This window comes from Flavobacterium sp. WG21 (assembly GCF_000335775.1).
Lineage (GTDB): Bacteria > Bacteroidota > Bacteroidia > Flavobacteriales > Flavobacteriaceae > Flavobacterium > Flavobacterium tructae.
Map to the genome: position 1 here is coordinate 115,152 of NZ_AMYW01000001.1, position 13,197 is coordinate 128,348.

The 13,197-nt window shown below is 37.7% G+C and carries 6 protein-coding genes; 4 read left to right on the plus strand and 2 right to left on the minus strand.

Features of this window, described 5'->3' with window-relative positions; translation table 11 throughout:
• The first annotated feature begins 33 nt into the window (after positions 1-33).
• From C245_RS0100520 to C245_RS0100530, 3 genes are all read left to right on the plus strand, one after another.
• The gene (locus C245_RS0100520; RefSeq protein ID WP_017494631.1) at positions 34-1,368 is read left to right on the plus strand and encodes a TolC family protein; all 1,335 of its coding nucleotides are present in this window, start codon (positions 34-36) and stop codon (positions 1,366-1,368) included.
• A gap of 11 nt (positions 1,369-1,379) precedes the next feature.
• On the plus strand, positions 1,380-2,447 hold the full coding sequence (locus C245_RS0100525) for an efflux RND transporter periplasmic adaptor subunit (RefSeq protein ID WP_017494632.1): 1,068 nt from the start codon (positions 1,380-1,382) through the stop codon (positions 2,445-2,447).
• Positions 2,448-2,539: 92 nt separating this feature from the next.
• Positions 2,540-5,716: an efflux RND transporter permease subunit gene (locus C245_RS0100530; RefSeq protein ID WP_017494633.1), complete on the plus strand. Its 3,177-nt coding sequence runs from the start codon at positions 2,540-2,542 to the stop codon at positions 5,714-5,716.
• Positions 5,717-5,920: 204 nt separating this feature from the next.
• Here C245_RS0100530 and C245_RS0100535 read toward each other — a convergent pair whose 3' ends face one another.
• Positions 5,921-6,757: a hypothetical protein gene (locus tag C245_RS0100535; protein WP_017494634.1), complete on the minus strand. Its 837-nt coding sequence runs from the start codon at positions 6,755-6,757 to the stop codon at positions 5,921-5,923.
• A 198-nt stretch (positions 6,758-6,955) separates the two neighbouring features.
• On the opposite strand from C245_RS0100535, the gene C245_RS0100540 reads away from it, so the two are divergent.
• Positions 6,956-7,924, plus strand: a complete 969-nt coding sequence (locus tag C245_RS0100540; RefSeq protein ID WP_017494635.1) for a C1 family peptidase — start codon at positions 6,956-6,958, stop codon at positions 7,922-7,924.
• An 88-nt stretch (positions 7,925-8,012) separates the two neighbouring features.
• On the opposite strand, the gene C245_RS0100545 is transcribed toward C245_RS0100540, so the two are convergent.
• Entirely contained in the window at positions 8,013-13,190 is a 5,178-nt protein-coding gene (locus C245_RS0100545) for a T9SS type A sorting domain-containing protein (protein ID WP_017494636.1), read from the minus strand.
• Positions 13,191-13,197 lie beyond the last annotated feature (7 nt).

Here is a 13,197-nt window from a genome sequence, read left to right on the forward strand (position 1 = left end):
AAATCATCAACACAAACAAATATCTAACAGCATATGAAACGAATAGTTCTCATTTTTTTGTGTACAATAGGCCTGTCAGCCAGTGCACAAGTCACACGTTTAACCTTAAAAGACGCGCTTACTTATGCGCTTCAAAATAAAGCCGATGCTAAAAAGGCGAAACTTCAGGTTGAAAACAGTGAATACAAAATACAGGAAATACGCTCAAGAGCTTTGCCTCAAATTTCGGCAAATGGAAATTTAACACACAATCCGATCATTCAGACAACTGTAATTGATGGTGCAGGATTTGGTGCACCGGGAACTACGATTCAGGCAGCATTTGGTCAAAAATGGGTTTCGACTGCCGGAGTTTCTTTAACACAGGCCATTTTTGATCAGTCCGTTTTTACCGGATTAAGAGCCGCAAGATCTACCCGTGAATTCTATCAGATCAACAATCAGTTGACAGAAGAGCAAGTAATTGAAAGAGTTGCCAATAACTACTACTCTGTTTATGTACAAAAAGAAAGACTGACTTTGTTAGACAGTAATTATGTTAACACGACTAAAGTTCGTGATATCGTAAAAGGACAGTTTGACAATGGTTTGGCTAAAAAGATTGATTTAGATCGTATCATCGTGAAAATGTCAAACATTGATACAGAACGCCAACAAATTAAGAATCAGATTACTCTGGAGGAAAATGCTTTGAAGTTTTATATGGGAATGCCAATAGAAACTCAAATTGATATGCCAAAAGAAGAATTTGAAGTGGTTCCTGCTGCCTTAACGGAACAGCCAAATACGGCAAACAGAACAGAGTACCTGCTTTTGAAAAAACAACAAGAACTTTTAGTATTCAATAAAAAAGCCGTTGAAGCAGGATATTACCCAACACTTTCTCTGACTGCCGGTTATAACTACATCGGACAGGGCCCTCAAATGCCTTGGTTTGCAAAACCTTCTCAGGGAGTTTATTGGTCCGATTTCTCTGCAATTGCCTTAAACTTACATGTACCAATCTTTACAGGATTCGGAACTCGTGCAAAAGTAAGACAGGCCGATGTTGAGCTAAGATCACTTGAGGAAGATATCAAGGATACCAAACTTTCGCTTGATCTGGACTATAAAAATGCGATGGCACAAATCGATAATAACCTGGTGACGATCACCAATCAAAAAGAGAATATGCGCTTAGCGACAGAAATCTTAAGCAATACAAAAAACAATTACCTTCAGGGATTGGCCTCTTTAACTGACTTGTTAGATGCAGAAAATGCCTCTCTTGAAGCACAAAATAATTATACCAGAGCCATTTTAAATTATAAAATTGCCGAAGTAGCATTAATCAAATCAAAAGGCGAACTTAAAACTCTTATTAAATAACTAGAAGTACAATGAAGAAAACTATTATAACAATCGTAATCATAATCGCATCTCTGGGCGTGATTGGATATATCTTAAATAAAAATAAGAAAGAGAACAAGGAAAAGACAGATATCGTAGCAGAGAAAAATGCTGCAGTTTCCGTAAAAGTATCTCCGGTTAAAACAGAAGAAGTTTCACTTGATTTCGTAGCAAACGGAAACTTCCAACCAACCCAGCAATTGACATTTTCTGCTGAGAAATCAGGAAAAGTAATCAGTGTTCTGGCTAAAGAAGGAGACTATGTAAGAGTTGGTCAAACGTTATTAACAATGAGAGGAGACGTTATTAATGTTGATGCTCAGACTGCAGAAGCGGCTTATCAAAATGCAAAATCAGATTACATGAGATATGAGAATGCTTATAAAACCGGAGGAGTTACCAAGCAGCAAGTTGACCAGGCAAAATTAGCTTTAACCAATGCACAATCTCATTTGACACAAGCAAAAATCAATGTTGGTGATACCAGAGTAAAAGCTCCAATTAGCGGTTTTATCAATAAAAAATACATCGAGCCGGGATCTATCTTAACCGGAATGCCTGCAACAGCATTGTTTGATATTGTTAACGTTTCTAAATTAAAATTAGTAGTTACCGTAAACGAAAATCAGGTAGCGAGTTTAAAAACAGGAGATCATATTAACGTAACTGCAAGTGTTTATCCGGATAAAAATTTCTCTGGAAAAATTACTTTCATTGCTGCAAAAGCGGATGAATCTTTGAACTTCCCCGTTGAAATCGAAATTACAAATAACGTAAACAACGACCTGAAAGCAGGTATGTACGGAACGGCAAACTTTGCATCGAAACAACAAAAACAAAACCTTATGGTTGTACCTAGAAATGCATTCGTAGGAAGTGTGAGCAGTAACCAAATTTTCGTAGTAGAAAAAGGTATTGCAAAATTAAGAAAAGTAACTGCCGGAAGAATTTTGGGTGATAAAGTAGAAATCATCAACGGATTAACTGATGGAGAAACTGTAATTGTAACGGGTCAAATCAATCTGCAAGACGGTAACACAGTAGAAATTATTAAATAATTGTACCGCTTTAAGCCTTACGCCGTAAGCTTTAAGCCTTTAATAAGAGCCTAAAGCCTACAGCGTATAGCCTACAGCCTAAAATAACATATATGAAATTAGCCGAAATATCCATCACACGTCCGTCGTTGGTAATTGTACTCTTTACAATTCTAACATTAGGTGGACTGTTCAGCTACAGCCAGTTAGGTTATGAGCTGATCCCGAAATTTGAACAAAACGTTATTACCATTTCTACCATATATCCGGGAGCTTCTCCAAGTGAGGTAGAAAACACAGTAACCAAGAAAATTGAAGATGCGATCGCATCCTTAGAGAATGTTAAGAAAATTGACTCGAAATCGTATGAGAGTTTATCTATCGTTTCGATTACTCTAACATCTGAAGCAAAAGTCGATTTTTCTCTGAATGATGCACAGCGAAAAATAAACGCGATTATTAGTGATTTACCGGAAGACGTAAAAACACCGGCACTAACCAAATTCTCGCTAAGTGATTTACCAATCATGACGCTTGGTGCCAACGGAAAAATGGACGAGGCAGAATTTTATGACTTAATTGATAAAAAAATTGCTCCTATCTTATCCCGTGTGCAAGGTGTGGCGCAGGTAAATATTATTGGTGGTTCAGAGCGTGAAATTCAGGTAAACCTTGATGCCTTAAAAATGCAGGGGTACGGATTATCTGTTCCACAGGTACAACAAAACATTTTGACTTCGAATCTGGATTTCCCAACAGGGAATATCCAGACTCGTGATCAAAAAATATTAATTCGTTTAGCAGGTAAATATAAAAGTGTTGAAGAATTAAGAAACCTGGTAGTTTCTTCTCAAAACGGAATTCAGGTTCGTTTGAAAGATATTGCGGATGTTCAGGATACTCAAAAGATCGCTGAAAAAATATCACGTGTAGATCAGAAAAGTGCGATCGTTTTGCAAATTGTAAAGCAATCAGATGCGAATGCGGTTGCGGTAAGTGAGCATTTATTAAAGACAATTGCGACTCTTGAAAAAGATTATAAAGCAAACCAGTTAAAACTGGAAGTAGCAAAGGATAGTACCGTTTTTACTTTAGAGGCGGCAGACTCTGTAGTACACGATTTATTAATTGCGGTAGTTCTGGTAGCTTTCGTAATGTTGTTCTTCCTTCATAGTATCAGAAACTCGCTGATTGTAATGGTGTCGATTCCGGCCTCTTTGATTGCTACTTTTATCGGTATTTATTTAATGGGATACACCCTGAACTTAATGAGTTTATTAGGGTTATCTCTTGTAGTTGGTATTCTGGTGGATGATGCGATTGTGGTACTGGAGAACATCTACAGACACATGGAAATGGGTAAAAGCCGAATTCGTGCTTCGTATGACGGAACCGCAGAAATTGGTGGAACTGTAACTTCGATTACTTTGGTAATTGTGGTGGTATTCCTTCCAATTGCGATGAGCTCCGGATTAGTTTCTAATATTATTACACAATTTTGTGTGACGGTAATTATTTCAACGATGTTGTCGCTTTTAGCTTCTTTTACCATCATTCCTTGGTTGTCTTCTCGTTATGGTAAATTAGAACATATTGAAGGAAAGAATTTATTTGGAAGAATTATTCTTGGTTTCGAAAGTTATTTAACACGTTTTACGGACTGGGTTTCTCATTTATTAACCTGGTGTCTGGATCATTATATTAAAACATTTGCAGTAGTAATTGTATTGTTCTTTGCTTCAACAATTGGTTTAATGGCTGGAGGTTTCATCGGAGGAGAGTTCTTTGCTTCTTCTGATAGTGGGGAGTTTTTAGTTCAAATCGAAATGCCGAAAGACGCTTCGTTAGAGCAAACCAACTTCATGACCCAGAAAGCAGAAGCTTATTTGAAAGCACAAGAATATGTTCACAGTCAGATTACAACAGTAGGACAAACCAGTGAGGGTTTTGGAGCATCGCAGGCAACGGCTTACAAAGCGGAGATCGACGTAAAAATGATCGAGCAAAAAGACCGTACGGATGATGCTAACGTTTACGCAGCAAAAATCAAACGAAAGTTAGAAAAAGTATTAGTTGGTGCTAAAGTAAAAACCGTTCCGGTAGGTATCTTAGGAACAGCCGAAGATGCTACATTAGGATTGATCGTAACAGGTCCGTCAACAGAAAGTGCTATGGCATTTGCTAAATTGGCAGAAGCAGAATTACGCACGATTCCGGGAACAACAGAGATTAAATTAACGGTTGAGGACGGAAATCCGGAGATCAATGTTAAAGTAGATCGTGATAAAATGGCAGCATTAGGGCTAACACTTCAAACCGTTGGTTTAACCATGCAGACTGCTTTTAGTGGAAATACAGACGGTAAATACAGAGCTGGTGAATACGAATATGATATCAACATTAGATACAATGCATTCGACAGAAAAAGTATTACTGACGTTAGCAACCTGATTTTTATTAATGCAGCAGGTCAACAAATTAAATTGTCTCAATTTGCAGATATTACAGAAGGTTCAGGACCTAGCCAGTTAGAGCGAAGAGATAAATCGGCTTCGGTAACGGTAAAAGGACAAAACGTTGGGGTGCCATCAGGAACAATTGTTCAGCAATGGCAAGTGAAATTAGACAAACTGAAAAAACCAGCCGGTGTAAACTACATCTGGGGTGGTGACCAGGAGAACCAATCAGAAGGATTTGGTACTTTAGGAATTGCTTTATTGGCTGCTATTATCTTGGTTTACCTGGTAATGGTTGGACTTTATGACAGTTTTGTTCACCCGTTCGTAGTATTATTTGCTATCCCGCTTTCGTTTATTGGTGCGATGTTAGCCTTGGCTTTGACCAACAACTCATTGAACATCTTTACGATTCTGGGGATCATCATGTTGATCGGTCTGGTGTGTAAGAATGCGATTATGTTGGTCGATTATACGAACCAGAGAAGAGCAGCAGGGGAATCTATTCGTACCGCATTAATCCAGGCCAACCACGCTCGTTTGCGTCCAATTTTGATGACAACTATTGCGATGGTATTCGGTATGTTCCCAATTGCATTAGCATCTGGAGCAGGAGCTGAGTGGAAAAACGGTTTGGCATGGGTAATTATCGGAGGATTAATTTCGTCTTTATTCCTTACCTTAATTGTGGTTCCGGTTATCTATAATATCATGGAGAAAATTATTCATAAATTCTCTAAAGGAGAAAAAATCAACTACGAAGCTGAAATGTTCGCGGATTATACACCAACAGAATTAAGCGAAGATGGTTTTAATCCTAAACATACTCATTAAGATTTAAAATCTCAATAAAGAAATTCCAAATTTCAATCCCGACACTTCGGGAGGAACTGGTAAAAATAAAATCCCAAATTCCGAAAGGAGTTTGGGATTTTTTTATGGTTTAAATTTAGATAAGTTGTGGGTTGTGATTCATATAGAATTGATTTCTATGTGTTAAAAATAAATACTTTTAACAGCTTAAAATTATGCATTTTGTTAAATAAGAACTTTTTTGATGTGCTGGCTTTCTATAGCCGAGTGTATTTTTGTTGAGATCTCGTTATAATCAGGGTTGTAGTTGTCCCATATTTTCCAGACATCGTCTCTTTTTTTGATGAAATAAGTCTGTCTGTTCACCTTATTTAGTACAATTGTAGTAACGTCATTTTCGTTTTTCCACTCCAGATTCCAAAACTCCTTCACCGTAAGAATAGCGATATTTTCTTCGATACTTGAAATCTTAAAATCATAAAGCTCAAAATTAGACCGGTTATCTTCACAGTTTAAATGATATTTTAAAGTCGAATAATTTTCAAAAAGATCCTTAATCCTTTTTGCGAAAGGTCCTTCTTTGAATACAAAATAGCATAATCCATCCATACTAACGACAGGTAATTTTTGTAAAGAATTAAACTCTTCCTGACAATAATCGCTAATCAGTTTTTCAAAAAAGGCACCCGATTCTATTTTATTTTCAGACTCTAAAGTTTTTACAGCGTCTGTCGCTTCATCATTCAGAAAATGGTTTAAAGAAGGATAGCCGATAAAGATAGCCAGTTTGTCCAGACTCTTTAAAAACCGCAAATCAGAGTTTTTGGTTTTAGAAGAGTCATTGGTGAAAATCCTTTGCAAGGTCATGCTCGAGATCGAACATCCAAGCTCATTTCTTTTGGAGCCCTGCATAAATTCCGATTTCTCTAAAACATCAGAGATTATTTCCGAAAGGATAATGTAGTGCGCTCTTTTCCATTCTGTAACACCGGAGAGTGTACTGTTTTGTATGATTGGATGTGATTGTATGCCCTTTATTAATTTTTCTATTATGATTTCCATAGGCGAATTTTTTAATAATTGACGTTCGTTTTGACGATAATTAAATACAATTCCTGTTAATTAAATCCTGATTATAGATTTGTGTGTAAGATAAGTTATTGTTGTGATCTTTTTAGTGTTAATGTTCTGCTAAAATTAATAATAAATTCGTTAAATAATTTAACAAATTAAAAATTAACAACAAAACCCAAAAGAATTATGAAAAAACTATTTACCAAATTTTCGATTAAAAAACTGGCACTTGTACTGCTGGCATTGCTTGCCTTGTACTCTTGTGAAAAAGGAAATGACCAGGCTGATGCCGTTGCTCAGGACAAATTAATGGACGGTAATGTCGATCTTTTAGACAAAGGAAGATACGGACTTGCTCAGATGCCGGATGCCTATTTAAAGAGTATTGAATTTTTAACTCCCGTTGATTATCGTGCGAGAATTGCTGAATTACGACCAGATTTAGTGACAAGCACCCAAAAAATGTCTTTGACTGCTAAAGTTGCGGCCGCAAAAAACTTACCGACTCCACCGGTTGGAGATCAGGGAAGCGAAGGTTCCTGCGTTGGCTGGGGAGTGGGTTATGCGGCACACAGTATCGCCAGATATCTTAATAATTCAGTACATCAAAGCAATTGGAGCGGGGCTTCAAGAAGTGCAGCCTATATTTACAATCAGATAAAACTGGGGAATTGCGGAGCAGGTTCTTACCCGAATGATGCCATGAATTTGATCAAAAATCAGGGAGAATGTTCAGAGGCTCAAATGCCTTACATTGCCGGAGGATGTAATACTCAGCCTTCAGCGCAGCAAAAAACATGGGCTGCCGCCAGAAAAACGGGAGGATGGTTTAATGTGAATCCAAGAAGTACAGCTGATATCAAGTATTATCTGAATCAAAATTATGCCGTTGCAGTGTGTTTTGATGTCAATCAGAGTTTTTATGATATCCGAAATAATAACCATGTTTGGTCCAGTCTTTACGGCAGCAGACAAGGAGGTCACTGTGTTTGTATCGTAGGATATGATGATGCTACAGGACTTTTTAAAGTACAAAATTCATGGGGACCTGGATGGGGACGCAGCGGTTTCTTTTATGTAACGTACAACAATATTGCTAACGGAGCCTTCAATTGGGCAGGATGTATTATTCCAAATCCAGGGGCGAATTCTTAGTCATACAATTAACTCAATTAAAAAAGGAGACGGTCTAAAATCAGACAGTCTCCTTTTGTTTTATAAAAGTATTAAACTTTTTGTGACTTTATTTCTTCACTATTTTAACAGTTTTGATTTGTCCTTCAGCTTTTACTTTAAGGAAATAGAACCCTGCAGCTACATTCGATAAATCAATTTCAGATTGTGTATGGTTTATTCTCTTCGTTAAAATAGTCTTTCCAGAAACCGAGATTAATTCAATCTCATCAATAGCCGAACTGTTCTGTATCGATAAGTTGTGCTGAACAGGGTTTGGATAAAATCTGAAATCCGGTAGCGCAAAATCAGGTGTTGAAAGCGATCCGTTTACTTTTGCCGTAACCGCAAGACGTTCTGTACTTTCGATTCCATCTATGGTTTGAGAGGCATAATACGTAACTCCGTCAACTAAAACAGTGGTCAATGGCAAAGGAGTTTCTGAAGCTTTACTCGTTTTACCTGTTGAAAGGCCTTTAGTGCTGTACCATTTTATGTTCTGACCTTCGATAACAAGATCTCCTAAAGTTTGGCCAGATTTAAAATCGATTGTTATTGTTTTTTTACCGCCTATTAAAGGTGCAGGAGGATCTATGGTAACATGAATTAATGCAATACATCCCATAGCGTCTCTTGCAGCTACCTGATATATCCCGTAGTTGAAAACTGTAAAAGTATTGCTTGACTGAAAAGTATTTAAATCTAGTGAATATTGATACGGAGCAGTGCCACCGGTTGCTGTAACCGTTATATTTTGATTGTAGACAGTTGCTGAAACCGCTATAGGAATTGGTGCTTGCAACATTAAAGTGGTTGTTACGGTACAATTATTAGTATCTCTTACGGTTATGGTATAAACACCGGCATTTAAATTCACAAAGTTATTACTGGCTTGGTAAGGACTTCCATTTATGGAATAAGTATACGGTGCTTGTCCACCTATAGCATTTGCCATGATTGCTCCGTTTGAAACGCAGGATACTGAGGAAGTAACTACAGCGGTAAGGTGTAATGGATTTGGAGCTACAATCGTGGTTACAAAAGTATATATAGCATTATTAGCATCACGCACTTTTATGCTATAGCTGCCCGGAGAAACTGTAAAAGTATTGGAATGGTTATAAGTTACACCATTATCCATTGAATATTGATAAGGAAAGATGCCTCCCGATGCCGTTACGGTTATTGTTCCCATTGGATTATTACAATCTGGCTGAATAACAGTAGCTACAGCTGAAAGCGGATTAGGAGCCAAAATAGTTAGTTGTGTTTGTATTGAAGAACAGCCTTTAGCATCTTTAACAATCACACTATAGGTTCCGGGAGCCAGATTATTAAAGGTATTTGCGCTTTGCGCCGGAACTATGATTGTATTATTGCTGTTCAAAAGGGTGTAAGTATAAGGAGCTGTTCCTCTGATCGCATTTACGATTAGAGCTCCGTCATTACTGGTTGCGGTTGTTGCATTTGTAATAATTAATGTACTTTCAGGAGTAGTACGGGGGGCTATCGTAGCGTTTACTGTTGCGATACAGCCATTACTGTCTTTGGCCTTTAAGGTATATGTTCCGGGAGCTAAAGTGAAGGTATTCGCTGCTGAAAATGTATTAGATTCATTAAGAGAATAGGTGTAAGGCGGTTGTCCTCCGATTGCTGTAATGGTTGCGATATCAAAATCATTACAATTTTGAGCCTGATTAATGGCTACAGTTGCCACGAAAGAAACTGGTGGCACTATAGTGAATACTGTACTGAAGCTGCATCCGTTTACATCTCTGACTTCCAGAATATAATTTCCGGGATTTATACCTGTATAGAAAGAACTAGATTGAAAAGGAAGACCGTTTAAGGAATACTGATACGGAACTGTACCGCCAACAGCATTAATGATTACTTCACTTACAGGGGAAGAGCAATTTGTAATTGGCGTATGAGCGACAGTCGCTGTTAAAAGAACAGGCTGTTCCAGCGTTATAGCATTTACAAGTGCAGTACAATTTAGAGCATCTTTTACCAGAACAGAGTAAGTCCCTGCAATTAAATTAGTAAAAACAGGATTGGAAGTATAGGTAACTCCATTGTCTATCGAATATTGATAAGATCCGTTACCTCCTGAAGCGACAACATTTATAGTACCATTACTAATGCAATCTATTGTTTTGGTAATAGTTGCTGTGGCAGTTAAAGGATTTAAGGCAGTTATAACAGCAGTTATGGCAGCTGTAGTGGCTTGAGAATCTTTAACTTTTATCAGATAACTTCCGGCTACAAGATTAGGAAACACATTTGAGGAAGTATAACTATTCCCGTTGTCTATGGAATATTCATAAGGAGCCAAACCTCCAGTTGCAGTAACCGTAATTGTTCCATTAGTGTTTTCACAAGTTATAGGAGTTATTACAGCTGAAGCGAGAAGAACAGGAGCCGGAGAAATTTCTAAATAATCTGATTGAAAATAACATCCGTTTGCATCTATAGTTCGAACCGTATAAATTCCTACAGGAAGATTATTAAAAGTATTAGAGTTCTGAAGATCTACCACAACTACATGATTACTTTCTAAAGAGTACCTGTAAGGCGGTGTTCCACCTGTTGCGAATGCAGTAATCGAGTTACCATTAACAGCAAGTGTTGCTTGTATTAAAGTAGGTTCTGATAATGTGACAGATACAGTAGCCTGACAGCCATTTTTATCTAAAACACGTAGGGTGTGAGTTCCCGGACTAACATTCCTAAAAGTATCATCAGTTTGTAATGGATCATTATCAAGAGCGTAGGTATAGGGGGCCTGTCCCTGAGTTACATTTACTTTTACTACACCTTCACTGGAACCATTACAACTTATTGCTGAGATAATCTGTGCTGAAGCCAATACCGGTTTTGCGCTTGAAATTGTAATCGAAGCAGTAGTTCGAAAATTATTTGAATCCCGAACGGTTACCAGATAACTCCCGGCATTTAAATTAGAAAAGACATTTGAATTTACAAAATTCTCCGGATTCGACATAGAATACTGATAAGGAGCGGAGCCTCCGGTTGGTGTTACCGTTATTGTACTTTTTAAATCCGTACAGGTGATTGGAGTTGAAGTAGCTACTGCAGTAAATGGAGCCGATTCAGAAATAATGATATTAGAGAACAGCACCTGACCGCCTTGTGCGTCTGATACTATTATGTCGTAAGAACCATTGATCAGGTTTGTAAATACATTGGACTGAGTTGTCGTTAATGGAGATCCGGTCGACTTTTGAAGTCTATAACTATAAGGTGTGATACCCCCACTGGTAGTAATCGTAACGGTACCTTTGTCGACTACATAAGACGAAACAAGCGGGGTAGGCTCTACTACTGTTATAGGAATACTTACCGTACATTTATTAGGGTCTTTTATAGAAATAGTGTGATTACCATAAGTTACCATTCCAAAAATTCTCGAATCCTGATAACTACCTCCATCAAGGGCGTATTGATATTTTCCATAACCTCCACTTGCATTAACGGTTACAGTTCTGTAATAATAGGTAATTTCGGCAGTTATCGGAGTAGGATCTTCTAATACTACTGTTGTCGAAACAATACAACCGTTTGAATCTTTTGCAGATAAAACATAATTCCCTGCTGTTAAATTTTCAAAAAGGTTATTAGAAGAATAAGGCCCTCCGTTTATTGAAAAAAGAATAGGCGATTTTCCGTTATTGGTCCCCACTAATATGGAACCATTAGAATCTCCATGACACAATATACTTTTATAAGTTGTGTTTATTACGGGTATTGTTATTGGATCTATAGTTGCAGTTGTAATAACTACAGCGTTTTGTGCATCAAGAACTTTTACATTGTAAGTCCCTGCATTTAAATTAGAAAACACATTAGAATTGCTATAAGTATTTCCGTTATCTATGGAATACTGATAAGGAGCTGAACCTCCCGAAGCATTCACTGTTATAGTTCCGGTTGACATAGAACATGTAACCGGAGATATGTCTAAGACTGCTGATAAAGGCGTGGTTTTTTTAAGAATAGAAATATTGGTTTGCGATGCATTACAATTAGTGGCATCGTTCACCAGGACACCATAAGTTCCTGATTTCAAACCTTGGAAAACATTTGATGATTGGTAAGGTTTAAGAGGATTACCGGCATTATCGGTTAGGGTATACGTATAAGGTTTAAGCGCTCCATTGGCCGTTACGGTTATAGTACCGTCATTATCATCGTTGGTTGTAGCATCTGTTTTTGCTGTTGTTATGGAAAGAGGTACAAGTTCGGCTATCGTGACATTAGCATAACGTACCACATTTTGGACATCCTTTACTTCAAAAACATAATCTCCTGCAGCAAGGTTCGAAAAAACATTCATAGGTTGATAAGGACCTTTATTGACTGCGTAAACGTACGGAGCACTTCCTCCGGCTGCAAAAACACTAACTCTAGCCTTCTCAATACAGTCAATAGGTTTTAATATCTGGGTTCCCAAAGTCAGTGGATAATAAACATTCACCGATTCTGATGCTACACAACCCTGAGCATCTTTTACGCTAAAAGTGTAGGATCCGACAGGCATATTTGAAAAAACATAACTCGTTTGATAATTGATTCCGTCCGAAGAATATTGATAAGGCGATGTTCCTCCTGAGGCACTAACCACTACCGTTTGATTTTCAGTAAATAGTTTTACTGTCAAAGCAGAAGGTTCGGTTATCTGAAAAGTATAAAGCATCGATTGACAGCCTATAGCATCTTTTACAGCAATGGTATGTGTACCTGCTGACAAGTCAGTAAAAGTACCTATGGGATTACCATTATAAACGGTAAAAGGTCTTCCATCCAGACTATAAGCATAAGGTGTTTTGCCTCCTGACGGAGCTACAGTTAAAATACCGTTATTTTGTCCTTTACAACTTGCGGGTATTGTAAGAGGTGTAAAATTGATCTGATCGTATATTTTTAGATTAAAATAGTTTGTTGTAACCGTTCCTTTATTGTCTATTCTGGCATAAATAGTCGTAGACGGTGCCGTACTATTGTAGGAGGCTGGCTGTGCAATTGCGTTTGTATTAGCCGCAGCATCCTGAGCGCTAAGATGATAACTAAGCGTAGTTTCTACCGGATTTAAGTTACCAAGTAAAGCAGATTGATTGAGCGTTAAGTTAAACCGGGTATCCCCGTAACAATGCTCGATATCACTGACCTGAGCATAAAAATAATTAGAAAACAGTAAAATAAAAAAAAGTAGAGTTTTTTTCATACGTATC

What these genes read in the sequence shown, in the direction of transcription:
- C245_RS0100520 (WP_017494631.1), top strand. Translation starts at nt 34, where the DNA reads ATGAAACGAATAGTTCTCATTTTTTTGTGTACAATAGGCCTGTCAGCC.
- C245_RS0100525 (WP_017494632.1), top strand. Translation starts at nt 1,380, where the DNA reads ATGAAGAAAACTATTATAACAATCGTAATCATAATCGCATCTCTGGGC.
- C245_RS0100530 (WP_017494633.1), top strand. Translation starts at nt 2,540, where the DNA reads ATGAAATTAGCCGAAATATCCATCACACGTCCGTCGTTGGTAATTGTA.
- C245_RS0100535 (WP_017494634.1), bottom strand. Translation starts at nt 6,757, where the DNA reads ATGGAAATCATAATAGAAAAATTAATAAAGGGCATACAATCACATCCA.
- C245_RS0100540 (WP_017494635.1), top strand. Translation starts at nt 6,956, where the DNA reads ATGAAAAAACTATTTACCAAATTTTCGATTAAAAAACTGGCACTTGTA.
- C245_RS0100545 (WP_017494636.1), bottom strand. Translation starts at nt 13,190, where the DNA reads ATGAAAAAAACTCTACTTTTTTTTATTTTACTGTTTTCTAATTATTTT.